This window comes from Streptomyces sp. MUSC 14 (assembly GCF_001866675.1).
In the GTDB taxonomy this organism is placed as follows: Bacteria; Actinomycetota; Actinomycetes; order Streptomycetales; family Streptomycetaceae; genus Streptomyces.
This window is the reverse complement of sequence record NZ_MLYN01000023.1, coordinates 169,142-192,028: the sequence shown is the minus strand read 5'-3', so window position 1 is coordinate 192,028 and position 22,887 is coordinate 169,142. Positions and strand designations below refer to the sequence as shown.

The window sequence follows — 22,887 nt, the reverse complement described above, 5'->3', positions numbered from 1 at the left end:
TCCGAGCCCGTGCAAGGAACCCCGTACAAGGAACCGCGACACATGAAGCAGCACACCGTCATCCCCAGCCCCTACGGCCCCCTCACGCTCGTCGCCGAGGACGGCGCGCTGTGCGGCCTGTACATGGACGGACAGCGCCACCGCCCGCCGGAGGAGTCCTTCGGCAGCCCCGGCAGCCTCGGCGACGCCCCCTTCGCGGCGGCCGAGGAACAGCTGTCGGCGTACTTCGCGGGCGAGTTGACCGAGTTCTCCCTCGAACTGCGCCTGGCCGGAACGCCGTTCCAGCGCAGCGTCTGGGAGCAGCTCGCCCGCATCCCGTACGGCGAGACCCGCTCCTACGGCGAACTCGCCGACGCCCTCGGCAATCCCCGGGCCTCCCGCGCGGTCGGCCTCGCCAACGGCAGGAACCCGATCGGCATCATCGTCCCCTGCCACCGGGTCATCGGCGCGGGCGGCGACCTCACCGGCTACGGCGGCGGCCTGGACCGCAAGCGCCGCCTGCTGGACTTCGAACGCGGCACGGCCCGGTGAGCACCACGCTCAGGCCACGAGGCCCTCGATCGCCACGGGGAGGTGACGGGGGCCGCGCAGCACCGCGTTGGCACGGTACGGCGGCGGGTCCTCCAGCAGTCCGGCGAAGCTGACCCTGCGGAACAGCTCGGCCACCGCCAGATGGAGCTCTATCCGGGCGAGCGGGGCGCCGAAGCAGTAGTGGATGCCGGTGTAGAACCCCAGGTGCTCGTTGTCCTTGCGGTCGGGATCGAACCGGTCGGGGTCGTCGAAGCGCCTCGGGTCGCGGTTGGCCGCGGCCAGCATGAGCCAGACCGGCGAGCCCTTGGGGATCGTGGTGCCGGCGACGTCGATGTCGGCCAGGGCGGTGGTCCAGGTGACGAACTGCACCGGGGGCTCGTACCGCAGTACCTCCTCGATGAGCGGGACGGCGAGGTCCGGCTCCTTCTGGAAGCGCTGGAGGACGTCGGGGTGGCGCAGCAGGGTGAGGGTCGTGTTGGTGATCGCGTTGACGGTGGTCTCGTGGCCGGCGACCAGGAGCAGCACCGCGGTGGCCTCCAGGTCCGCCGGTGTCATGTCGGGGGCGAGCGCGCTGAGGATCCCGGGGCCGGGGTCGCGGCGTTTGGTCTCGATCAGGCCGGCCAGGTAGGCGCCCAGGTCCTGCCGTGCCCGCTGTCCCTTTTCCTGGCCCTCCTCGCCGGCCTGCGGATCGAGCGCCGACGCCAGGGCGTCGGCCCAGCCGTGGAAGCGCGGTTCGTCCTCGCGCGGCACGCCGAGGACCTTGCAGATGGCCGTGACGGGCAGGGGGTAGGCGAAGTCGTCGACGATGTCGACCTGGTCCTTGCCCTCGAAGGCGTCGAGCAGCTCGGTGACGACCTCGGCCAGCTCTCCGCGCAGACCGTCGAGGAATCGGGGGCTGTGCGGGGGACCGAACGGCCGGTTGATCGTGTCGCGCAGCTGGTCGTGCACGGGCGGGTCGGTGAAGATGAAGCCGGGCGGCAGGCCGGACTCCTCCGCGGGCTGTCCGGTGCGGGCGTAGCCCGCCGGGCGGTTGCGCGTGTCGTTGCTCAGCCGCGGGTCGTTGGCGAGGCTCCGTACCTCGTAGTAGGTGCTGACCAGGTAGGTGCCGTCGTCCTCCCGCAGGACCGGTGTCTTGCGCAGTTCCGCGTAGAGCGGGTACGGATCGGCCCGGTTGGCGTAGTCGGTGATCTGCGCGGAGATGCTGTCGGGCGTCATGGTGTCTCCTGCGGGGCTCCGGCGGCACAGGGCCGGTGATCAGGCATGCGACGGAACGAACTCGACACGCCGCTCGCTCGGTGAGTGACCCGTCAGCGTGACGGTGGCCCCGTGGCTGGGCAGATGGGGGTCGGGGAACTCCGGGTCGACCGGCAGCAGCCTCTCGGTGCGCCGGTCGACCGTGTGGTACTCCGGCGGGAACGGCGCGCCGGCCGCGATCTGCTGCTCGTAGAACCCCAGCCACTTGCCCCCGTCGAAGGACGCCGCGGCGATGACCCGGCCGCCGTACCCGTAGACCGCGACGAACCGCTCCCCGGTGAGCGTTCCCAGGGTGACGACCATCTGGTCGCCCAGCGAGGGCACGCCCACCGACTTGATGTTGACGCCGAACTGGGAGGACCAGAACATGGGCAGCCACAGGTGCGGACGGCGCTCGGGACCGGCGCAGACCATGTTGTGGGCGGCGATCTCGGCCTGCTGGACCGCGTTGCCCCAGTGCTCCAGCGCCAGGAACTGGTAGTCGAACAGCGGGTGCGGGGTGCGTGCGACGTCACCGGCGGCGTAGATGTCGTCGGTGACGATGCCGTTGACGTCGAACACCCGGCACCCGGCGTCGCACGCGACCCCCCGGGGACCCGCGGCCACCCCGGAGCCCGCCAGCCATTCCGTGTTCCGCAGGGCACCGAGCGAGACGACCGCCACCTCCACGTCGACCGTCGAGCCGTCGGACAGATGGGCACGCCTGAGCCGCCCCACGTCGTCGCCCTCCAGCGCGGTGACGCTGACGCCGCAGCGCAGGTCCACTCCGTGTGTGCGCTGCAGCCGGTCCGCGACCGCGCCGATCACTCCGCCGAGTGCGCCCACCAGGGGAGCCGGGCCGCGTTCGGCGACCGTGACCTCATGGCCCAGCTCCCGGCAGACGGAGGCGACCTCGGAGCCCGTGAAACCGGCGCCGATCACCAGCACCCGGGACACGCCGCCGGTCAGCTTGCGGTGCAGACGGGCGGAGTCGTCGCGGGTGCGCAGCACGAACACCCCGTCCAGCGCGGCCTCTTCCGGGTGGAACCAGGGCCGCGCCCTGGTGCCGGTGGCGATCAGCAGACGGTCGTAGGGGACGGTGTCGCCGTTCGCCAGGCGTACCTGCCTGGCGTCCCGGTCGAGGCTCTCGGCGGCGACGCCCAGACGCCAGTCTGCGGCGATGTCGCGCCGCCGCGGCAGCGCGGTGTCCTCGGCCCGGGCCCGCCCGAGCAGCGCCTGCTTGGACAGCGGCGGCCGGTCGTAGGGCTCGTACGGCTCGTCACCGATCATGGCCAGCGATCCGGTGAAGCCCTGCTCGCGCAGGGTCTCCGCCGCACGCAGACCGGCCAGCGAGGCGCCGACGACGACGATGCGGCCCTGGCGCCGCAGGACCTCGGCGTCCGTCTCAGCCGACATGGGGCTCGACCCGCTTCGCCTGCTGCACCGGCTCGTCGGAGTAGTCGACGAGGATGGCCTGGACCGGGCAGGCGGCGGCGGCCTTCTCCACACGGTCGCGTTGGGCCTCGTCGAAGCGGGGGGAGAACAGCAGCGCCTCGTTCCCGTGCAGGGAGAAGACGTCCGGGGCGAGGAAGACGCACTGGGCGAATCCCTGGCAGCGGTTGAGATCGACGACAAGCCTCATCTGGAACCCGCTCTCTGCGCGGCCGCGGTCGCCCGCACGCTCCGCAGCCCCTGCGTTCGGTCCACCCGATCGGTCGGCATGCCTCTTCTTCAGCATCGGCTCCGCCGGACCGGCGCGCAAACCGGGAAGCAGGACCCGGGAGGCAACCCCTCAGGCCACCCGGTCGCCGTTCTCCAGTTCCGCGGTGCCGGAGCCGTCCGCGAGGAGGTCCAGGCAGACCAGCACGCGGCGGCCGAGCGCGCCGGGCAGGTGGTCGGTGATCTCCTCGCGCGCCACCAGGCGCCAGGACAGCAGCTCCTCCTCCTGGAGCCGGATGGACTTCAGGTCGGACTCCGTGAGCACACCGCCGTCGTACAGGTAGGCCACCAGCGGCGGGCGGGCCGCGCCGCGCACCCAGTCCACGGCCAGCAGCCGGCCCGGCACCCGGTCGAGGCCGATCTCCTCCAGCGTCTCGCGGCGCGCGCCCTCGCGCGGGCCCTCGCCGTCGTCGGACTCGATCGTGCCGCCCGGAAGCGCCCAGCCCTCGCGGTAGTTGGGCTCGACGAGCAGCACCCGCCCCTCGGCGTCCCGGAAGAGCACGGCGGCACCGGCGAGGACGCGCGGCAGGCTCGCGATGTACGCGGCGAAGTCATCAGTCGTGGTCATTGCGGCAGCCTAACCAGCCGCGGCACGGCTACGGCACGGCCGTCACCAGGCGCAGGGTGCGTTCCGCCAGCGCACTGATCCGTACGTCGTCGAAGCCGGACACCGCGCTCCGTACCGTGTCCCGCAGCGGCTCCGTCCACGGCGCGGGGATACCGGCCGCGCCGGTGCGGACCCCGGCCACCGAGCCGGCGGTCGCCCCGTTGGAGTCGGTGTCCAGGCCGCCGCGCACGGTCAGGGCGAGGGTCCGGGTGAAGTCGTCGTCGCCGTACAGCAGCCCGGCGGTCAGCACGGCGGCGTTCGGGACGGTGTGGATCCAGCCGAGCCCGGCGGTCTCCTCGGACAGCGTGGCCAGGGTCTGCTCCCAGGACATCCCGGACTCGTGCAGGGCCGCGACCCGCCGTACGGTCCGGGCGAGCCGGCAGCCCGCCGGGATCACGCCGAGCCCGCCCTCCACCGCGTCCCGCACGCTCGGCGCGGTGAACGCCGCCGCGATGAGCGCGGCCGCCCACATCGCGCCGTACACCCCGTTGCCGGTGTGCGAGAGCACCGCGTCCCGGCGGGCCAGGCCGGCGGCGCGGACCGGGTCGCCGGGGCAGACCCAGCCGTGGATGTCGGCGCGGATCAGCGCCCCGATCCACTCCTGGTAGGGGTTGTGGTACGTCGCTGTCAGCGGCGGCCTGAGCCCGGCGACGAGGTTGCGGTACGCCGCCCGCTCCGCGGTGAAGGTCTGCAGATACGGCAGCCGGAGGAGCCACAGACCGCCCACCTGCTCGGTGCTGAAGCCGGGGCCGTGGGTCTCCAGCAGGTCCAGGCCGAGGACCGTGTAGTCCACGTCGTCGTCCCGGCAGCTGCCCTCGATGCGCCCGCGCACGCAGGCGCGCCACTCCGGGCGCAGCACCGCCCGGTCGGCGGGGTCGACGGGCTCGGGCAGATAGCCGGTGAGCGGCAGCGCCCCGGCCCGGCGCAGATAGCGGTCGATGCGGTCGCGGGTCCACACCTCGCCCTGTTCGACCGGTTTGCCGAGCATGTTGCCCGCGATCCGGCCGAGCCAGCCGCCGTGGATGCGGTCGGCGAGGCCGGGCCCGGTGCGCTGGGGGGCGGAGGCGGGCTGGAGGGTCATGGCTGGGGTGTACCCGTTTTCCCCAGGGCCCTCCCGGCCGCCTCCCAGCTGCTGCCCAGCCTTCGGTCGGGGCATGACGACGGGGGCCGCTTGCGGTTATGGTCGCAGCGGCGCGACTGGCCCTGACGTGCGCGGGGCCCGGAGAGCAAGGGGTAAGCAAGGTGGCGGACGCAAGCGTGGACGAGCCCTGTCGGGTGCTGGTCGCCGCGGACAAGTTCAAGGGGTCGCTGACGGCCGTGCAGGTCGCCGAGCGGGTGACGGCCGGGCTGCGCCGGGTCGTGCCGGACGTCGAGGTCGAGGCGCTGCCCGTGGCCGACGGCGGCGACGGGACCGTGGACGCGGCGGTCGCGGCCGGTTTCGAGCGGCGTGAGGTGCGGGTCGCGGGGCCGCTGAGCCAGGAGGTGACGGCCGCGTACGCGCTGCGCGGCACGACCGCGGTCGTGGAGATGGCGGAGGCCAGCGGCCTCCAGCGCCTGCCGGCCGGTGTCTTCGCGCCCCTGACCGCCTCGACGTACGGCTCCGGAGAGCTGCTGCGGGCCGCGCTGGACGCGGGCGCGCGGACCATCGTGTTCGGCGTCGGCGGCAGCGCCACGACGGACGGCGGCGCCGGGATGCTGTCGGCGCTGGGCGCCCGGTTCCTGGACGAGGACGGTGAGCCGGTGCCCCCGGGCGGCGGCGGCCTCGCCGACCTGGCCCGCGCCGACCTGTCCGCCCTGGACCCCCGCCTCTCCTCGGTCGAACTGGTCCTGGCGAGCGACGTGGACAATCCGCTGACCGGGCCGAAGGGCGCACCGGCCGTCTACGGCCCGCAGAAGGGCGCCTCGCCGGACGACGTGGACACCCTGGACGCGGCGCTCGCGCACTATGCGAAGGTGCTGGAGGCGGCCGTGGGGCCGCGGGCCGCCGAGCACGCGGCGGCGCCGGGCGCGGGCGCCGCGGGCGGCATCGGCTACGGCGCCCTGCTCCTGGGCGCCCGTTTCCGCCCCGGCATCGAGGTCATGCTCGACGTCCTCGGCTTCGCGCCCGCGCTGGAGCGGGCCTCACTGGTGATCACCGGTGAGGGGTCGCTGGACGAGCAGACGCTGCACGGGAAGGCTCCGGCGGGGGTCGCCTCGGCGGCGCGGGCCGCGGGCCGGACCGTGGTCGCGGTGTGCGGCCGGCTGGCGCTTCCCGAGGAGGCGCTGCTGCGGGCCGGCATCGAGCGCGCCTACCCGCTGACCGCGGTCGAGCCGGACGTGGCCAGGTGCATCGCGGACGCGGGCCCGATCCTGGAGCGCGTCGCGGCGCGGATCGCCGAGGACTACGTGCGCTGAGCGCCCGGCGGGGCGCGCACATGCAAAGGGGCCCCGGACCGGCAAACGGTCCGGGGCCCCACGTACGAGCGCCGCTACGGCAACTGCGCCGCCCGCGCCTCGCGCCGGTTGTCGCGGAAGTTGTTCACCCGGCGCGCCGTGGCGAACAGCGGGATCACCGCGCCCATGACCAGCTGGAGCGCGCAGCCCGTCTGGAGCAGCAGCTGCCCGCTGGGCGCGTCGAAGGCCCAGGCGGCCAGCAGGCCCATGTTCAGCACGATCCAGGACAGCATGGCCCCGGCGAGGCGGCCCCGCGGCTTCGGGTACTCCACGCGGCTCACCATCAGCCACGCGGTGCCGAGGATCGCCAGCAGCGTCGCCACGAAAGGCAGCTCCAGGAGCACGATCGAGACGACCGTCAGCGCCCCGAACGGGCTCGGCATGCCCTGGAACATGCCGTCCTTCATCGTCACGCAGGAGAACCGGGCGAGTCTGAGTACGACCGCCAGCAGCACCACGATCGCGCCCAGCGCCGCCATCCGCTGGTGCGCGTCGTCGGCGACCATGCCGTAGACGAGGACGAAGTACGCCGGCGCGAGCCCGAAGCTGATCAGGTCGGAGAGGTTGTCCAGCTCCGCGCCCATGGGGGACGAGCGCAGCTTCCGGGCCACCAGTCCGTCGAACAGGTCGAAGACGGCCGCGCAGAGCATCAGGATGACGGCCGTGGCGGCGCTGTGCCGCGCCATGCCCGCGGACTCGTCGTTGCCCGTCAGGTGCGGGATCAGGATGCCGGTGGTGGTGAAGTACACCGCCATGAAGCCGCACGTGGCGTTGCCGAGGGTGAGGGTGTCCGCTATCGACAGACGGAGGGAGAGAGGCATCTCCTCCTCTTCGTCCACCTCGTCGGCCTCGGGCACCCAGCCCGCCTGGGTCTCCGGATCAATCACGGTCAATGCGAGTCACCCCAGCCACGGTCTTCTGTCCGACCTCGACCGCGACCTCCACGCCCTCGGGCAGGTAGAGGTCGACACGCGAGCCGAAGCGGATCAGACCGATTCGGTCGCCCTGCTCGACCTTCGTGCCCTCGGGGATGTAGGGCACGATGCGGCGGGCCACCGCGCCGGCGATCTGGATCATCTCGATGTCGCCGAGTTCGGTGTCGAAATGCCAGACTACGCGCTCGTTGTTCTCGCTCTCCTTGTTGAAGGCCGGAACGAAGCCGCCGGGGACGTGTTCGACGGACGTCACCGTGCCCGCGAGGGGCGCGCGGTTGACGTGGACGTTCAGCGGGCTCATGAAGATCGCGACGCGGGTGCGCCCGTCCTTCCACGGCATGATGCTCTGCACCACACCGTCGGCGGGCGAGATGACCCGGCCCCGGGCGATCTCGCGCTCGGGGTCGCGGAAGAACCACAGCATGCCCGCCGCGAGCGCGGTGGCGGGCACGGCGACGGCCTTGGCGGCGCCCGAGCGGCGGGCGCGGGCCAGGCTGAGGGCTGCGGTGGCGACGGTCGGGAGGAGCCACGGCGATGCTCCGCGCGCGAGGCGTACGCCGGCCAGGCTGTCTCGATGTGCAGAGGTTTGGCTGTGGGGCATGGATGACCTTCGTAGCGGATGATGCCGCGCGGTATGACGGGGGACGGCGGCTTTCCGGGGATCGTACCGGGCGCGGGCCGCAACTGGGCAAGCCAGGAAGACGAGTCGGCGGCCGAAGACCGGCTGAACAATGAGTACAGGGTGTGATCTTCTTCTCGAAGAAAACACCCCGTACCCGGACAATCAGCCTTGGAATCGATACTCTTCGAGCAGCCTGCGGCCGATGATCATTTTCTGGATTTCGGCGGTACCTTCACCGATGAGCAGCATCGGCGCCTCGCGGTACAGACGCTCGATCTCGTACTCCTTCGAGAAGCCGTAGCCGCCGTGGATGCGGAAGGCGTCCTCGACGACCTCCTTGCAGTACTCGGAGGCCAGGTACTTCGCCATCCCGGCTTCCAGGTCGTTGCGCTCCCCGGAGTCCTTCTTGCGGGCAGCGTTGACCATCATCGCATGGGCGGCCTCGACCTTGGTCGCCATCTCGGCCAGCTTGAACTGGATCGCCTGGTGCTGGGCGATCGGCTTGCCGAAGGTGTGCCGCTGCTGGGCGTAGCTCACCCCCAGCTCGAAGGCGCGCTGGGCGACGCCGCAGCCGCGGGCGGCCACGTTCACCCGGCCGACCTCGACGCCGTCCATCATCTGGTAGAAGCCGCGGCCGGTGACGCCGCCGAGCACCCGGTCGGCCGGCAGCCGCAGGCCGTCCATGACCAGTTCGGTGGTGTCGACGCCCTTGTAGCCCATCTTGTCGATCTTGCCGGGGATGGTGAGGCCCGGGCGGACCTCGCCGAAGCCCGGCTCCTTCTCGATCAGGAAGGTCGTCATCGACTTGTGCGGGGCCGTGCCCTCCGGGTGGCCTTCGTCACTGCGGACGAGCACGGCCACGAGCGAGGACGTGCCGCCGTTCGTCAGCCACATCTTCTGGCCGTTCAGGACGTACTCGTCGCCGTCCCTGACCGCCTTCGACGTGATCGCCGACACGTCGGAGCCCAGGCCCGGCTCCGACATCGAGAAGGCGCCGCGGATGTCGCCGGCGGCCATGCGGGGCAGGAAGTGGTCCTTCTGCTCCTGCGTGCCGTGCTGCTTGAGCATGTACGCGACGATGAAGTGGGTGTTGATGATGCCGGAGACGGACATCCAGCCGCGGGCGATCTCCTCGACGCACAGCGCGTACGTCAGGAGGGACTCGCCCAGGCCGCCGTACTCCTCGGGGATCATCAGACCGAACAGGCCGAGTTCCTTCAGCCCGTCCACGATGGCTTGCGGGTACTCGTCGCGGTGCTCCAGCCCGGTCGCGACAGGAATGATCTCCTTGTCGACAAAGTCCCGGACGGTGGAGAGGATCTCCTGCTGGACGTCGGTCAGACCGGCGGTCTGGGCGAGACGGGCCATCGCTTACTTCCCCTGTTCCTTGAGCTCGGGGCGGCCCGGCTGCTCGCCGCCGCGCTCCTTGATGTACGTCTCGGTCGGCACCATCACCTTGCGGCGGAAGGTGCACACGAGCGTGCCGTCCTGCTTGTAGCCCTTGGTCTCGACGTAGACGATCCCGCGGTCGTTCTTCGACTTCGAGGGCCACTTGTCGAGCACGGTCGTCTGCCCGTAGATCGTGTCCCCGTGGAACGTGGGAGCCACGTGCCTGAGCGACTCGATCTCCAGGTTGGCGATCGCCTTGCCGGAGATGTCCGGCACGCTCATGCCGAGCAGCAGTGAGTAGATGTAGTTCCCGACCACCACGTTCTTGCCGAAGTCCGTCGTCTTCTCGGCGTAGTTGGTGTCCATGTGGAGCGGGTGGTGGTTCATGGTGAGGAGACAGAACAGGTGGTCGTCGTACTCCGTGACCGTCTTCCCGGGCCAGTGCTTGTACGTCGCCCCGACCTCGAACTCCTCGTACGTGCGTCCGAACTGCATCGCGCTCAGGCCTCCGGGATCTCGAACTTCGACGTACGGGTCATCCCCGCCGCCCGGCCCTTGCCCGAGACGACCAGGGCCATCTTGCGGCTGGCCTCGTCGATCATCTCGTCGCCGAGCATCGCGGAGCCCTTCTTGCCGCCCGCCTCGGACGTGTAGTAGTCGTACGCGTCCAGGATCAGCTCGGCGTGGTCGTAGTCCTCCTGCGAGGGCGAGAAGATCTCGTTGGACGCCTCGACCTGGCCCGGGTGCAGCACCCACTTGCCGTCGAAACCGAGGGCCGCGGCCCGCTGGGCGACCTCGCGATAGCCGTCGATGTTGCGGATCTGCAGGTAGGGGCCGTCGATCGCCTGGAGGTTGTTGGCGCGGGCGGCCATCAGGATCTTCATCAGGATGTAGTGGTAGGCGTCCGCCGGGTAGCCGGGCGGCTGCTCGCCCACGACCAGCGACTTCATGTTGATGGACGCCATGAAGTCGGCCGGGCCGAAGATGATCGTCTCGACGCGCGGGGAGGCCTGGGCGATCGCGTTGACGTTGTTCAGGCCCTGTGCGTTCTCGATCTGCGCCTCGATGCCGATCTTGCCGACCTCGAAGCCCATGGTCTTCTCGATCTGGGTCAGCAGCAGGTCCAGCGCGACGACCTGCTCGGCGCTCTGCACCTTCGGCAGCATGATGCAGTCGAGGTTCTGGCCGGCGCCCTCGACGACGGTGACGACGTCGCGGTACGTCCACTCGGTCGTCCAGTCGTTGACACGCACGACGCGCGTCTTGCCCGTCCAGTCGCCCTCGTTGAGGAACTTCACGATGGTGTGCCGCGCCTCGGGCTTGGCGAGCGGCGCGCACGCGTCCTCCAGGTCCAGGAAGACCTGGTCGGCGGGGAGGCCCTGGGCCTTCTCCAGGAAGCGCGGGTTCGAACCGGGTACTGCCAGGCACGAGCGCCGCGGGCGGAGACGGTTGACGGTCGTCATGCGGGGACCTCCAGGGGGTCGAGCTTGTTCGCTTTCCGGATCTCGTCGACGATGGCGCCGATGATTCCGGTGATGTCGAAGTCCTTCGGGGTGAAGACAGCGGCTACTCCGGCGGCCTTGAGCTGCTCGGCGTCACCATTCGGGATGATGCCACCGGCGATCACCGGTATATCTGTGGCACCGGCCACACGCAGCCGCTGGAGCACGTCCGGGACGAGCTGGGCGTGCGAGCCGGACAGGATCGACAGGCCCACCGCGTGCACGTCCTCGGCCAGTGCCGCGTCCACGATCTGCTCCGGGGTGAGCCGGATGCCCTGGTAGACCACCTCGAAGCCGGCGTCTCGGGCGCGCACCGCGATCTGCTCGGCGCCGTTGGAGTGGCCGTCCAGGCCGGGCTTGCCGACCAGGAAGCGCAGTTTGCCCACCCCGAGGTCGCGGGCGGTGGTGTCGACCCGGGCGCGGACGTCGGCGAGCGCGGAGCCGGCCTCGACGGGGACGGCGACGGGCGCCGAGGAGACCCCGGTGGGTGCCCGGTACTCGCCGAACACCTCACGCAGGGCGCCCGCCCACTCGCCGGTCGTGACCCCGGCGCGGGCGCACTCCAGCGTGGCCTCCATCAGGTTCGCGGTGCCTTTGGCGGCCTCCTTCAGCCGCTCCAGCGCCTTGCAGGGCCGCGGGTGGTTGAAGGGCGGTTGGTAGCGCGTGTCGCGCCAGTGCTGCAGCGCGCCGATGACGCGGGCCTCGACCGCCGGGTCGACCGTCTGGATCGCGGTGTCCAGATCGGCCGTCAGCGGGTTCGGCTCGGTGCCCTCGAAGGCGTTGACACCGATGATCTTCTCCTCGCCGGACTCGATCCGGGCCCGGCGCTCGGCGTGCGAGGAGACCAGCTGCGACTTCAGGTAGCCGGACTCGACGGCGGCCATCGCGCCGCCCATCTCCTGGATCCGGCGGATCTCCGCGAAGGCGTCCGAGACCAGCTGGTCCACCTTCGTCTCGATCACCTTCGAGCCCTCGAAGATGTCGTCGTACTCCAGCAGGTCGCTCTCGTAGGCGAGCACCTGCTGGATGCGCAGGCTCCACTGCTGGTCCCAGGGCCGGGGAAGGCCCAACGCCTCGTTCCAGGCGGGGAGTTGGACGGCACGCGCGCGGGCGTCCTTGGACAGCGTGACGGCCAGCATCTCCAGCACGATGCGCTGGACGTTGTTCTCCGGCTGCGCCTCGGTCAGGCCGAGCGAGTTGACCTGGACGCCGTAGCGGAAGCGGCGCTGCTTGGGGCTCTCGATGCCGTACCGCTCGCGCGTGACCTCGTCCCAGATGCGGCCGAACGCCCGCATCTTGCACATCTCCTCGACGAAGCGGACGCCCGCGTTGACGAAGAAGGAGATCCGGGCGACGACGTCACCCATGCGCTCCGGCGGCACCTGGCCGCTGTCGCGCACCGCGTCGAGGACGGCGATCGCGGTGGACATCGCGTACGCGATCTCCTGCACCGGCGTGGCGCCGGCCTCCTGCAGGTGGTAACTGCAGATGTTGATCGGGTTCCATTTGGGGATGTGGGACACCGTGTACGCGATCATGTCCGTCGTCAGCCGGAGCGAGGGACCCGGTGGGAAGACGTGCGTTCCCCGGGACAGGTACTCCTTGACGATGTCGTTCTGGGTCGTGCCCTGGAGCCTGGTGATGTCCGCACCCTGCTCCTCGGCGACGACCTGGTAGAGCGCCAGCAGCCACATGGCGGTGGCGTTGATCGTCATCGAGGTGTTCATCTGCTCCAGGGGGATGTCCTGGAACAGCCGGCGCATGTCACCGAGGTGCGAGACGGGCACGCCGACCCGGCCGACCTCGCCGCGGGCGAGGATGTGATCCGGGTCGTAGCCGGTCTGCGTCGGCAGGTCGAACGCCACCGACAGGCCGGTCTGGCCCTTGGCGAGGTTGCGCCGGTACAACTCGTTGGACGCCTCGGCCGTGGAGTGGCCGGCGTACGTGCGCATGAGCCACGGCCGGTCCTTCTCCCGCTTGCTCTCGGCGGGCTGACGCTCTGTCATCTATGACCCCGGGTGTCCTCGTGTCCTCAGATGTTGCGGAAGCGGTTGATGGCGTCGATGTGCTGGGCGCGCATCTCCTCGTCGCGCACACCGAGACCTTCCCCGGGTGCGAGGCACAGCACGCCGACCTTGCCCTGGTGCAGGTTGCGGTGGACGTCGTAGGCGGCCTGCCCGGTCTCCTCCAGCGCGTACACCTTCGACAGGGTCGGGTGGATCTTGCCCTTGGCGATGAGGCGGTTGGCCTCCCAGGCCTCGCGGTAGTTGGCGAAGTGGGAGCCGATGATGCGCTTGAGGGACATCCACAGGTAGCGGTTGTCGTACTCGTGGTTGTATCCGGACGTCGAGGCGCAGGTGACGATGGTGCCGCCCTTGCGGGTGACGTAGACGGAGGCGCCGAAGGTCTCGCGGCCGGGGTGCTCGAAGACGATGTCGACGTCCTCGCCGCCGGTGAGTTCACGGATGCGCTTGCCGAACCGCTTCCACTCGCGCGGGTCCTGGGTGTGCTCGTCCTTCCAGAACTTGTAGCCCTCGGCGCTGCGGTCGATGATCAGCTCGGCGCCCATCTTCCGGCAGATCTCGGCCTTCTGGGGCGAGGAGACGACACAGATGGGGGTGGCGCCGCCGGCGAGCGCGAACTGTGTGGCGTACGAGCCGAGTCCGCCGCTCGCGCCCCAGATGAGCACGTTGTCGCCCTGCTTCATCTGGGCGCCGTTGCGGGAGACCAGCTGGCGGTAGGCGGTGGAGTTGACCAGGCCCGGGGCCGCCGCCTCCTCCCAGCTCAGGTGTCCCGGCTTCGGCATCAGCTGGTTGGACTTGACGAGCGCTATCTCGGCGAGGCCGCCGAAGTTGGTCTCGAAGCCCCAGATGCGCTGCTCGGGGTCGAGCATCGTGTCGTTGTGCCCGTCGCTCGACTCCAGCTCGACGGACAGGCAGTGCGCGACGACCTCGTCGCCGGGCTTCCAGGCGTTCACGCCCGGGCCGGTGCGCAGCACGACGCCCGCGAGGTCGGAGCCGATGATGTGGTACGGCAGGTCGTGCCGCTTGGTGAGCTCGCTGACCTTGCCGTAGCGCTCCAGGAAGCCGAACGTGGACAGCGGCTCGAAGATCGAGGTCCACACCGAGTTGTAGTTGACCGAGGAGGCCATGACGGCCACCAGGGCCTCGCCCGGGCCGAGTTCGGGCACGGGCACCTCGTCGAGGTGGATCGACTTGCGCGGGTCCTTGTCGCGGGTCGCGAGCCCCGCGAACATCTCCGTCTCGTCCTTGTGCACGGTGATCGCGCGGTACGACTCGGGGAGCGGCAGGGCTGCGAAGTCGGCGGACGTGGCGTCCTTCGACTGGATCGCGTCCAGGATGTCCTTCACGGTCACGGTGTTGCCTCCGGCGGTGAACGCCCCTGAGGGAGGGGCGTTGAGGGTTCGTCGGTGCTGCTGAGGGTCTGTGGTGCTGAGAAGGTGCCGTCGGTTCGGCGCGGTGGTGCTTCGGCAGCGCTTTGTGGCGCGGGAGGTTGCCTGTGACGCAGGCGTCCGGCACACGAGCTGGTGGGCTCGCCGGGACAGGCCGGACACCTTCAACGTATGACACCGCGTGTCAGGTGGCAAGGCACTGAGTGCCAGAACAAGCCCTCAGATGAAATCTTTACGCAACAAATGAGCGATGATCGATCGAACGCGTCTGGAATTCTGCTCGAAAACGGGCCCTGACATGGCAAAACGGCCACCCCGAGGGGTGGCCGTCATCACAGCCGGCAGGCGGGAGGAGAAGCCGCTCAGCGCTCCTTCAGAGCCTCCTCGATGGTCCGCATGACCTCCTCCAGCGGGGCGTCCGTCCGTGCCACCGTCACCAGGACCTCACCCTGCACCGAGGACGTGGCGGGGGCGGCGGGAGTGCGCGGCGCCGGGCCGCGGCCGGCCCCGATCCCCGTGCCGAACGTCTTGCGCACGATCGCGAAGGCGTGGTCGAGCTGCGTCTCCACGTCCCCCTGCCCGCCCGCCCGCAGCCAGCGCCGTAGCACGTGGTTGTGGGCGGTGACGACGGCGGAGGCGGCGACCTCGGCCAGCAGCGGGTCGTCGTTGGCGTCGTCGGCATGCGCGTGCTCGTCGAAGTGGCCGAGCAGGTAGCGCGTGAACAGGCGCTCGTAACGGGCCACCGAGGCGATCTCGGCCTCACGCAGGGTGGGCACCTCGCGGGTGAGCTTGTAGCGGGCGACCGAGATCGCCGGCTGCGCCGCGTACATCCGCATGACTTCCTTGATGCCGCGGCACACGGTGTCAAGGGGATGCTCGTGCGCCGGGGCGGCGTTGAGGACCGCCTCGGCGCGGACCAGCGTGTCGTCGTGGTCCGGGAAGATCGCCTCTTCCTTGGAGCGGAAGTGGCGGAAGAAGGTACGGCGGGCCACGCCGGCGGCGGCCGCGATCTCGTCGACGGTGGTCGCCTCGTACCCCTTGGTCGCGAACAGCTCCATGGCTGCGGCCGCCAGCTCTCGGCGCATCTTGAGCCGCTGGGCGGCGGCGCGACTGCCTGCGGCACTTTCCGGCGCGTCGGGCGTAGCTGGTGTACGTGAGGACTTGGCGGGCTGGGACATGCCCCGAACGTACTGCATGTGCGCAGCTCCCTGCGCAGGTGTGGGGGTTTCCCCACCCGGGACGGGCGGGGGACCGCCCGCCCGGGTGGAGAGGAGATGCGCAGCGGGGTCGAGCAGTCCGCCCCAGTCCGGCTCCGCGTGGGACCAGTCGCCGACGCCGTCAGCGGCGGGCATACTCGCGGAAACCGCGGCCGGTCTTGCGGCCGAGGCAGCCCGCCGCCACCAGATGCTCCAGCAGCGGGGCCGGGGCCAGACCCGGGTCGCGGAACTCGCGGTGCAGGACCTTCTCGATGGCCAGCGAGACGTCCAGGCCGACCACGTCCAGCAGCTCGAAGGGGCCCATCGGGTAGCCGCCGCCGAGCTTCATCGCCGCGTCGATGTCGTCGAGGGACGCGTAGTGCTCCTCGACCATCTTGATGGCGTTGTTCAGGTACGGGAACAGCAGCGCGTTCACGATGAAGCCGGCCCGGTCGCCGCAGTCCACCGCGTGCTTCCTGACCTTCGCGCAGACCTCGCGGACGGTGGCGTGGACGTCGTCGGCCGTGAGCACGGTCCGCACGACCTCGACCAGCTTCATCGCGGGCGCCGGGTTGAAGAAGTGCATGCCGATGACGTCCTGCGGGCGCGAGGTGGCGCGGGCGCAGGCGACGACGGGCAGCGAGGAGGTGGTGGTGGCGAGGACCGCGCCGGGCTTGCAGACCTTGTCCAGCGTCCGGAACAGCTGCTGCTTGACCTCCAGGTCCTCGGCGATCGCCTCGACGGCGAGGTCGACGTCGGCGAAGGCGTCGTAGGACCCGGCCGGGGTGATCAGGTCCAGGACCTGGGCCGCGGCCTCGGCGGTCAGCCGGCCCTTGTCGACCGAGCGGGACAGCGACTTGCCGATCCGGGCCTTGGCGGCCTGGGCCTTCTCCGCGCTGCGCGCGGCCAGCACGACCTCGTAGCCCGCCTTGGCGAACACCTCGGCGATGCCGGAGGCCATGGTGCCCGAGCCGGCGACGCCGACCGAGCGGACGGTGCGGCCGGCGGCCCCGGTGCCCCCGTCCGCCGGGGTCAGGGCGTCCGGGACGACCGTGGCACTGCCCGGCGCCTGGTAGCTGTAGAAGCCGCGCCCGGACTTGCGGCCGGTCAGGCCCGCCTCGCTGAGCTGCTTCAGGATCGGCGCGGGGGCGTGCAGCCGGTCGCGGGACTCGGCGTACATGGCCTCCAGGACCGTGCGCGCGGTGTCGATGCCGATCAGGTCCAGCAGGGCGAGCGGGCCCATCGGCAGGCCGCAGCCGAGCCGCATGGCCGCGTCGATGTCCTCGCGGGAGGCGTAGCGGGCCTCGTACATCGCGGCGGCCTGGTTGAGGTAGCCGAACAGCAGGCCGTCGGCGACGAAGCCGGGGCGGTCGCCGACGGCGACGGGCTCCTTGCCCAGCTCGACGGCGAGGTCGGTGACGGCGGCGACGGCGCTCGGCGCGGTCAGCACCGAGGAGACCACCTCGACCAGCTTCATCGCGGGCGCCGGGTTGAAGAAGTGCAGGCCCAGCACCCGCTCCGGGCGCGCGGAGTCGGCGGCGAGCCGGGTCACGGACAGCGCGTTGGTGCCGGTGGCGAGGATCGTGTCGGGGCGGACGACGCCGTCCAGCTCGCGGAAGATGCTGTGCTTGACCTCGTACGACTCCGGGGCCACCTCGATGACGAGGTCGGCGTCGGCCGCCGCCGCGAGGTCGGTGCCGGTGCGCAGCCGGCCGAGGGCGTCGGCGCGCTCCTGCTCGGTGAGCCGGCCGCGCTCCACGGCGCGGGCGGTGGAGGACTCCAGGGCGGCGACGCAGCGCGCGGCCTGCGCCTCGCTGACGTCGATGCCGATCACCTCGCGGCCGGCCTTCACGAGGACCTCGGTGATGCCGGTGCCCATGGTGCCCAGACCGACGACGGCGATCGTCTTCGGCGTGGCGGGGGCGGCGGACTGGGGGGACAGGGGAGTGGCCATCGCGGGACTCCAGAAAAGAGGGTGACGACGAGGAGCGCGCCGGGTGCGCCGAAGACGCACCACGGGGCGTGAGGAATGCGGGTGTTGCCGGGCTGCGAGCGCACACGCCCGGTGCTGCCGGTGCCACGGGCGCGCACAACGCCCGTACGAACGGCGGGAGTCCGACCGGCCCTGTCCCGGAGCCCGGTCGTCCATCGGTACTGACGTACCGAACCGACTGCGCGTGCGACGGCTGCGTCACCAAACCGTCGCCAGCGGAAGATGCGAGTGGGTAACTCGCTCGTCTGAGCTTAACCGGCCAGTATCGAGCGCGCCAGAGGGGTGCTCGCATCGGACTGTGTGATGTAGCTCCCCCCGCGGTCGCCACCCGCCTACGCTGGACTTCGTGGACGAAGAGTTGCGATCGCTCACGGAGCGCTTACGGCAGGAGTCGCGCGGCTCGGCGGGGTTCGACCGGCTGCTGGCGACGCAGGACGACGACGAACTCGCGGAGGTGCTCACCGCTCCAGGACAGCCGTTGTGGGCCAGGGAACTGGCCGCGTTCCGCCTCGGGCGCGCGGGCGACCGGCGCGCCTTCGAGTCGCTGGTCCTGCTCCTCAACCACCGCGACCCCCCGCGCTGCGCCTCCGCCGCGCACGCCCTGGCCCGCCTCGGCGATCCGCGCACGGCCCGCGCCGCCGCCGCCCTCGCCACCAACGAACTGCGCGTCGCCTACGCCCTGCACCCGGTGCGCCTGCTGGCCCTGTTGCGCGCCCCGGAGTCCGTACCCGCGCTCATCACCACCCTGGAGCGCCGGCTGCGCCCGCACGACCCCTACCGCAGGGTCGCCCTCGCGTGCGTGGAGGGCCTCGGCACCCTCGGCGATGCCCGCGCCCGCCGGGTCCTGAACGAGGCGCTGGCCCACCCGGCCCTCGCGGAGGCGGCCGTGCACGCCCTGGCGCGCATTCCCCAGCAGAGGGAGGCGAGATGACACACGGTCAGCGGTCGCTGCCCCGGGCGCTCACCCGGCCACCACCGCGAGCGCCTCGATCTCCATCAGGAACTCCGGCGCGACCAGCCCCGCCACCCGGACCGCGGAGGACGCCGGCAGCCGGTCGTCGGGTATGTGGGCGGCGCGGGCCGCGCGGATCGCCGGCAGATGCGCCGTGTCCGTCACGAAGCAGGTCAGCTTGACGACGTGCTCGAAACCGGCGTCCGCGGCGGCCAGGCACCGCCGCAGGTTCTCGAACACCTGCCGGGCCTGCGCCGCGGCATCGCCCGCGCCGACCAACTCCCCCTTCTCGTCCAGGGGAAGCTGACCGGACACGACCACGAGCCGCCCGCTCGCGCTGACCACATGGCTGTACTGGGCGGCGGGCGCGACGCCCTCGGGGGCGGGGATGCGGATCGGTTCGCTCATGGGTCCATGATGGCCCACGGCACTGACAACGCCCCGGAAGGGGCCGCCACCGGCGCCTCTAGGGGCGCGTCCCGAGCAACCGGTGAAGCGTCGCACCCTGCGAGGACGGCGACGCCGCCCGCCCCTTCAGCGGCTTCGGGTCGGCGGACTTCGCACACACCGCGTCGGCCACGTCGGTGGTACTGCGCGGCACCCGGCCGTCCGCCAGATAGTCGCCCAGATACCGGTCCAGACAGCGGTTCCCGCCCAGCGTGATCCCGTGGTTGCCGCCGCCCTGCTCGACCACCAGGCTGGAGCGGGCGAGCAGTTGGTGCACCCGGACACCGCCGGGGTACGGCGTGGCCGCGTCCTCGGTCGCCTGGAAGAGCAGCGCCGGCGGCAGCTCGGTGTTGGCGACGTTCAGCGGCGCGCGCCGCGCGCCCGGCCAGAAGGCGCACGGCGCGTTGTACCAGGTGTTGTTCCAGGCGAAGAACGGCGCCTTGCCGTACACCTGCCAGGTGTCCGTGCGCCACCGGTTCCAGGAGCCGGGCCAGGAGGTGTCCCGGCACTGCACCGCCGAGTAGACGCTGTAGCCGTTGTCTCCCGTGTGGTCCACGGCGCCGAGGTTCTCGTACGCCTCCACCAGCGGCCCGGTCTCGCCCTCGCGGACGTACGCCGCGAACGCCTCGGCGAGGTAGGGCCAGTAGCCGTCGTAGTAGCCGCCGGGGACATAGGTGTCCTCCAGCTCGGCGGCGCCGATCTTGCCGGCGGCCGGCTTCTTCGCCAGGGCGGCGCGCATCGCGTACCAGCGGGCCTCGACCGCGGCGGGGTCCGTGCCGAGGTGGTACGTGGCGTCGTACCGGGCGATCCAGGCCATCAGGGCGCGGTGGCGGTCGTCGAAGGCGTAGTCCTGGCCGATGTTGTCCCGGTACCAGACGCCGGTCGGGTCGACGATGGAGTCGAGCACCAGGCGGCGCACCCGCGTGGGGAACAGCTTGGCGTAGACCGCGCCGAGGTAGGTGCCGTACGAGTAGCCGAAGTAGTTGAGCTTCGGGGCGCCGAGGGCCGCGCGGATGGCGTCCATGTCGCGTACGGCGCTGACGGTGTCGATGTACGGCAGGACGTCGGCGTGTCTGCGGAAGCAGGCGGCGGTGAAGGCCTTCGCGCGCGCGAGGTTCGCCTCCTCCAGCGCCGGTGTCGTGGGCAGGGAGTCGGGTCGCACCGGTTTGGCGTGGCCGGGCTGGCAGTCCAGCGCGGGGGAGGACTTTCCGACGCCGCGCGGGTCGAAGCCGACGACGTCGTACTGGGCGGCGACGTCCTTCGGCAGCGCGGAGGCGACGAATCCGGCGAGCCGCAGCCCGCTGCCGCCGGGGCCGCCGGGGTTGACCAGCAGCGGGCCCTGGAAGGTCTTCGCCGTGTGCGGGACGCGGGACAGGGCGAGCGTGATCTGCCGGCCCTGCGGGTGCGCGTGGTCCAGCGGCACTTTCAGGTAGGCGCACTGGAGCGTCGGGTAGTCGCCGGATCCGCAGGTCTTCCAGGCGAGCCCGGCGGCGGGGGCGGCCGGGGTCCCGTGCGCGGGGGCGGCGGTGACCGAGCCCACCAGCACGGCGGCGGCAGCGCACAGCACGGCTGCGCGTCTTCTCATGGGTCCTCCCGGGACGGCGGGGTCGGCGGACCGTGATGATCACGCCGCTCGCCGCATCGTCCCGGCGCAGGGGCCCGGAGCTAACGTAGGACGGGCGTACGTGACCCGATTGCGCCATCCGATGCCCTCGAACGCTCCCACCCGGACACGGTCGTGCACGCCGTCGCCCGGCTCCGGTCACAGGAGGGTCAGCTGGACCGGCTCGGCCGCGGCGTCCGGCGCGCCCGGGGCCGTGCCGGCGGGCGCCGGGGGGATCCGCCGGGCCAGTCCCGCGCGCGTGGGCCCGATGCCGTACTCCCGTGCCAGCTCGTGCACCTGACGGGTGATCCGGCGCTGGTACCACGTCGGCGCGTAGGCGCCCGCCGCGTACAGCCGCTCGTAGCGCCGCACCAGGTGCGGGTGGTGCCGGCCGAGCCAGGACATGAACCACTCCCGGGCGCCCGGGCGCAGATGCAGCGTCAGCGGTGTGACCGAGGTGGCGCCGGCCGCCGCGATCGCCCGTACCGTGGCCCGCAGTTGGTCCGGACGGTCGCTCAGGAACGGGATGACCGGCGCCATCAGCACCCCGCAGCCGATGCCGTGCGCGCCGAGGGTGCGCACGACGTCCAGGCGGCGCTCGGGCGCGGGCGTGCCCGGCTCCACCGTGCGCCACAGCTCGGTGTCGAGGAAGCCGACCGAGACCGAGATGCCCACGTCCGTCACCCCGGCCGCCCGTACCAGCAGGTCCAGGTCCCGCAGGATCAGGGTGCCCTTGGTGAGGATCGAGAACGGGTTCGCGTGCTCGGTGAGCGCCGAGATGATGCCCGGCATCAGGCGGTAGCGGCCCTCGGCGCGCTGGTAGCAGTCGACGTTCGTGCCCATCGCCACGTGCTCGCCCCGCCAGCTGGCGGCGCCGAGCTGGCGGCGCAGCACGTCGGGCGCGTTCACCTTGACCACGATCTGGGTGTCGAAGCCGACGCCCGTGTCGAGGTCCAGATAACTGTGCGTCTTGCGGGCGAAGCAGTACACGCAGGTACATGCACTCCCGCAAGGTCTCGGGCGGGTCACTGGCGCCTGCTGGCACGGGCCCGGACACTTCGCAGGCCCCGGGGGAGGGGCAGCCATGACATCCCCAGGGCCCGGCTCGGGGAAACCAGGACAACATGGACATACCATTGTCGGTGGGGCCTGAGACCATAGAAGCGAGGCGAAACCGCCCTCACGGGACAGCGGTTGACGATGGAGACAACGCGCACCATGAGACTGGGTCCAGAAGGACGAACTCGGGATCGTGCTCGCGCAGCGTCTTCAGTAGGCCCGGGGCCCGGTCGGCGAGCAGGCTCGCGACGGTGGTGACGTAGGCGTGAGCGGTGCCGACGGATATCCCGAAGCCGGCCGCGATCCGGGCGAGGGTGTCGTGGCGGTGCAGGTACACCAGCGCGACGAGTGCGCGCCGGTGCGGTGAGCGTTTGCAGCGCCTGTCACCCTCACGGATGACGATGAGCATCGTGACCCTTAAGAATGGTGATGGTCCGGGAGTTCGAGTGCGGCCGGGTGGGGAACCAGCAGGGCTCCTGTGCTGCTGAGTTGAGACGTCGAACGCCTCCCTCAACGGCACGGGAGCCCTGTGCGTTGCGCACCCCGCCCTCGCACCGGCTCCGTCCCCCCGATCGGCAGCCGCTCCGAAAAGGCTCCGTCAATCGTTTGCTCAGGCGGGGAGTTCGGTGATGCTGAGGGCGAAGTTCAAGTTCCCCACCCCGTGGTTGGCGAGGCCCACCGTGACCACGCCCGCTCCTTCCAGCCAGTGCGCCATTTTCAGGCCGCCGACGTCCAGCGGGCGCAGCCCGAGGCTCTCGATGAACGCCTCCACACTTGCCTTGGCCTGCGCATTGTCGCCGGCGAGGAAGACGTCGGGCCGCCCCTTCTCCAGGACATGACGGAAGATGGTGTTGAACGCCTTCACCACGCTGGCGCCGGCCGGGGCCATTTTGGCGACTTCCTGCGCGATCGAGGTCTCCTCGCGGTGGGCCAGCCCGTCGAACGTGGAATTGAAGGGATTGCAAATGTCTACGATGACCTTGCCCGCGAGAGCGTCTCCGTACTGGGCGACGACCGGAACGACACCGTCATACAACAGGGCCACGATGACGATGTCCCCGGTCGGGGCGGTGCCCCATTCTCCCGTCGTGGCGCCGCCGCCGAGAGCCTTGGCCAGGTCGGCGGCCTTGGACTGATCGCGGCCCATGACCTCGACGGTATTGCCGCCCGCTATCGCCCGCGCGCCGATGGTGCGGGCCATGTTCCCGGTGCCGATGATGCTGATGCTGCTCATGAGATGTCCTGCCCTGGTCG

Annotated in this window: 20 protein-coding genes and 2 pseudogenes; 3 read left to right on the top strand and 19 right to left on the bottom strand. The window is 71.1% G+C overall.

The genetic code is table 11. The annotated features are described in order from the left end of the window. The first annotated feature begins 42 nt into the window (after positions 1 to 42). Positions 43 to 531 (top strand): methylated-DNA--[protein]-cysteine S-methyltransferase, encoded by a 489-nt coding sequence (locus tag BIV25_RS15075; RefSeq protein ID WP_071372803.1) that lies wholly within the window; start codon positions 43 to 45, stop codon positions 529 to 531. 9 nt (positions 532 to 540) lie between these two features. Here the strand turns inward: BIV25_RS15075 and BIV25_RS15070 are convergent, their stop codons facing one another. The 5 genes from BIV25_RS15070 to BIV25_RS15050 form a co-directional block, all read right to left on the bottom strand. Beyond that, a complete protein-coding gene (locus tag BIV25_RS15070) occupies positions 541 to 1,746 on the bottom strand; it encodes a cytochrome P450 (RefSeq protein ID WP_071372802.1) in 1,206 nt (401 codons plus the stop codon). A 39-nt stretch (positions 1,747 to 1,785) separates the two neighbouring features. Beyond that, complete coding sequence (locus BIV25_RS15065) at positions 1,786 to 3,180, bottom strand: NAD(P)/FAD-dependent oxidoreductase (protein ID WP_071372801.1); 1,395 nt, start codon at positions 3,178 to 3,180, stop codon at positions 1,786 to 1,788. Beyond that, positions 3,170 to 3,406: a ferredoxin gene (locus tag BIV25_RS15060; RefSeq protein WP_071372800.1), complete on the bottom strand. Its 237-nt coding sequence runs from the start codon at positions 3,404 to 3,406 to the stop codon at positions 3,170 to 3,172. The genes BIV25_RS15065 and BIV25_RS15060 overlap by 11 nt, the downstream gene beginning before the upstream one ends. A gap of 150 nt (positions 3,407 to 3,556) precedes the next feature. Continuing rightward, positions 3,557 to 4,051: an NUDIX hydrolase gene (locus BIV25_RS15055; protein WP_071372799.1), complete on the bottom strand. Its 495-nt coding sequence runs from the start codon at positions 4,049 to 4,051 to the stop codon at positions 3,557 to 3,559. A 28-nt stretch (positions 4,052 to 4,079) separates the two neighbouring features. Then, a complete protein-coding gene (locus BIV25_RS15050) occupies positions 4,080 to 5,171 on the bottom strand; it encodes an ADP-ribosylglycohydrolase family protein (protein WP_071372798.1) in 1,092 nt (363 codons plus the stop codon). A gap of 161 nt (positions 5,172 to 5,332) precedes the next feature. Between BIV25_RS15050 and BIV25_RS15045 the strand changes: the two genes are divergently transcribed. After that, a complete protein-coding gene (locus BIV25_RS15045) occupies positions 5,333 to 6,484 on the top strand; it encodes a glycerate kinase (RefSeq protein WP_256255821.1) in 1,152 nt (383 codons plus the stop codon). Positions 6,485 to 6,558: 74 nt separating this feature from the next. On the opposite strand, the gene pssA is transcribed toward BIV25_RS15045, so the two are convergent. From pssA to BIV25_RS15000, 9 genes are all read right to left on the bottom strand, one after another. After that, a complete protein-coding gene (gene pssA, locus BIV25_RS15040) occupies positions 6,559 to 7,380 on the bottom strand; it encodes a CDP-diacylglycerol--serine O-phosphatidyltransferase (RefSeq protein WP_071372899.1) in 822 nt (273 codons plus the stop codon). Positions 7,381 to 7,402: 22 nt separating this feature from the next. Beyond that, positions 7,403 to 8,059, bottom strand: a complete 657-nt coding sequence (locus BIV25_RS15035; protein WP_071372796.1) for a phosphatidylserine decarboxylase — start codon at positions 8,057 to 8,059, stop codon at positions 7,403 to 7,405. Between the two features lie 183 nt (positions 8,060 to 8,242). Beyond that, a complete protein-coding gene (locus BIV25_RS15030) occupies positions 8,243 to 9,448 on the bottom strand; it encodes an acyl-CoA dehydrogenase family protein (protein ID WP_071372795.1) in 1,206 nt (401 codons plus the stop codon). Between the two features lie 3 nt (positions 9,449 to 9,451). Then, entirely contained in the window at positions 9,452 to 9,964 is a 513-nt protein-coding gene (locus BIV25_RS15025) for a MaoC family dehydratase (RefSeq protein ID WP_071372794.1), read from the bottom strand. A 5-nt stretch (positions 9,965 to 9,969) separates the two neighbouring features. Continuing rightward, positions 9,970 to 10,932 carry a CoA ester lyase gene (locus tag BIV25_RS15020; RefSeq protein WP_071372793.1) on the bottom strand — a complete coding sequence of 321 codons (963 nt, stop codon included), beginning with the start codon at positions 10,930 to 10,932 and terminating at the stop codon, positions 9,970 to 9,972. Next, positions 10,929 to 12,977 carry a protein meaA gene (locus tag BIV25_RS15015; RefSeq protein WP_071372792.1) on the bottom strand — a complete coding sequence of 683 codons (2,049 nt, stop codon included), beginning with the start codon at positions 12,975 to 12,977 and terminating at the stop codon, positions 10,929 to 10,931. Before BIV25_RS15015 ends, BIV25_RS15020 begins: the two co-directional genes overlap by 4 nt. 26 nt (positions 12,978 to 13,003) lie before the next feature. Then, positions 13,004 to 14,341, bottom strand: a complete 1,338-nt coding sequence (gene ccrA, locus BIV25_RS15010) for a crotonyl-CoA carboxylase/reductase (protein ID WP_071372898.1) — start codon at positions 14,339 to 14,341, stop codon at positions 13,004 to 13,006. Between the two features lie 404 nt (positions 14,342 to 14,745). After that, a complete protein-coding gene (locus BIV25_RS15005) occupies positions 14,746 to 15,579 on the bottom strand; it encodes a TetR family transcriptional regulator (RefSeq protein ID WP_256255820.1) in 834 nt (277 codons plus the stop codon). A gap of 142 nt (positions 15,580 to 15,721) precedes the next feature. Continuing rightward, the gene (locus BIV25_RS15000; protein ID WP_071372790.1) at positions 15,722 to 17,533 is read right to left on the bottom strand and encodes a 3-hydroxyacyl-CoA dehydrogenase family protein; all 1,812 of its coding nucleotides are present in this window, start codon (positions 17,531 to 17,533) and stop codon (positions 15,722 to 15,724) included. A 385-nt stretch (positions 17,534 to 17,918) separates the two neighbouring features. Here BIV25_RS15000 and BIV25_RS14995 point away from each other — a divergent pair, with 385 nt between their 5' ends. Beyond that, positions 17,919 to 18,503, top strand: coding sequence for an adenylosuccinate lyase (locus BIV25_RS14995; RefSeq protein ID WP_071372789.1), 585 nt, complete (start codon positions 17,919 to 17,921; stop codon positions 18,501 to 18,503). A 30-nt stretch (positions 18,504 to 18,533) separates the two neighbouring features. Here BIV25_RS14995 and BIV25_RS14990 read toward each other — a convergent pair whose 3' ends face one another. The 5 genes and pseudogenes from BIV25_RS14990 to BIV25_RS14970 all read right to left on the bottom strand — a co-directional run bounded on the left by BIV25_RS14990 (position 18,534) and on the right by BIV25_RS14970 (position 22,867). Beyond that, the gene (locus BIV25_RS14990; protein WP_071372788.1) at positions 18,534 to 18,932 is read right to left on the bottom strand and encodes a RidA family protein; all 399 of its coding nucleotides are present in this window, start codon (positions 18,930 to 18,932) and stop codon (positions 18,534 to 18,536) included. A 58-nt stretch (positions 18,933 to 18,990) separates the two neighbouring features. Further along, positions 18,991 to 20,556: an alpha/beta fold hydrolase gene (locus tag BIV25_RS14985; protein ID WP_071372787.1), complete on the bottom strand. Its 1,566-nt coding sequence runs from the start codon at positions 20,554 to 20,556 to the stop codon at positions 18,991 to 18,993. A 177-nt stretch (positions 20,557 to 20,733) separates the two neighbouring features. Beyond that, positions 20,734 to 21,582: pseudogene (locus tag BIV25_RS14980) on the bottom strand (radical SAM protein); the annotation flags it as partial. A gap of 220 nt (positions 21,583 to 21,802) precedes the next feature. Continuing rightward, a pseudogene (locus tag BIV25_RS14975) lies at positions 21,803 to 22,101 on the bottom strand (transposase family protein); the annotation flags it as partial. Between the two features lie 142 nt (positions 22,102 to 22,243). Next, entirely contained in the window at positions 22,244 to 22,867 is a 624-nt protein-coding gene (locus tag BIV25_RS14970) for an NADPH-dependent F420 reductase (RefSeq protein ID WP_071372786.1), read from the bottom strand. Between the last annotated feature and the right edge of the window lie 20 nt (positions 22,868 to 22,887).

Bases quoted from the DNA above. Each gene is read 5' to 3' on its own strand.
- BIV25_RS15075 (WP_071372803.1), top strand. From the start codon at position 43: ATGAAGCAGCACACCGTCATCCCCAGCCCCTACGGCCCCCTCACGCTC.
- BIV25_RS14990 (WP_071372788.1), bottom strand. From the start codon at position 18,932: ATGAGCGAACCGATCCGCATCCCCGCCCCCGAGGGCGTCGCGCCCGCC.
- BIV25_RS15015 (WP_071372792.1), bottom strand. From the start codon at position 12,977: ATGACAGAGCGTCAGCCCGCCGAGAGCAAGCGGGAGAAGGACCGGCCG.
- BIV25_RS15030 (WP_071372795.1), bottom strand. From the start codon at position 9,448: ATGGCCCGTCTCGCCCAGACCGCCGGTCTGACCGACGTCCAGCAGGAG.
- BIV25_RS15065 (WP_071372801.1), bottom strand. From the start codon at position 3,180: ATGTCGGCTGAGACGGACGCCGAGGTCCTGCGGCGCCAGGGCCGCATC.
- BIV25_RS14985 (WP_071372787.1), bottom strand. From the start codon at position 20,556: ATGAGAAGACGCGCAGCCGTGCTGTGCGCTGCCGCCGCCGTGCTGGTG.
- BIV25_RS15060 (WP_071372800.1), bottom strand. From the start codon at position 3,406: ATGAGGCTTGTCGTCGATCTCAACCGCTGCCAGGGATTCGCCCAGTGC.
- BIV25_RS15035 (WP_071372796.1), bottom strand. From the start codon at position 8,059: ATGCCCCACAGCCAAACCTCTGCACATCGAGACAGCCTGGCCGGCGTA.
- BIV25_RS15020 (WP_071372793.1), bottom strand. From the start codon at position 10,932: ATGACGACCGTCAACCGTCTCCGCCCGCGGCGCTCGTGCCTGGCAGTA.
- BIV25_RS15050 (WP_071372798.1), bottom strand. From the start codon at position 5,171: ATGACCCTCCAGCCCGCCTCCGCCCCCCAGCGCACCGGGCCCGGCCTC.
- BIV25_RS14970 (WP_071372786.1), bottom strand. From the start codon at position 22,867: ATGAGCAGCATCAGCATCATCGGCACCGGGAACATGGCCCGCACCATC.
- BIV25_RS15070 (WP_071372802.1), bottom strand. From the start codon at position 1,746: ATGACGCCCGACAGCATCTCCGCGCAGATCACCGACTACGCCAACCGG.
- BIV25_RS15000 (WP_071372790.1), bottom strand. From the start codon at position 17,533: ATGGCCACTCCCCTGTCCCCCCAGTCCGCCGCCCCCGCCACGCCGAAG.
- BIV25_RS15055 (WP_071372799.1), bottom strand. From the start codon at position 4,051: ATGACCACGACTGATGACTTCGCCGCGTACATCGCGAGCCTGCCGCGC.
- BIV25_RS15025 (WP_071372794.1), bottom strand. From the start codon at position 9,964: ATGCAGTTCGGACGCACGTACGAGGAGTTCGAGGTCGGGGCGACGTAC.
- BIV25_RS15005 (WP_256255820.1), bottom strand. From the start codon at position 15,579: ATGCAGTACGTTCGGGGCATGTCCCAGCCCGCCAAGTCCTCACGTACA.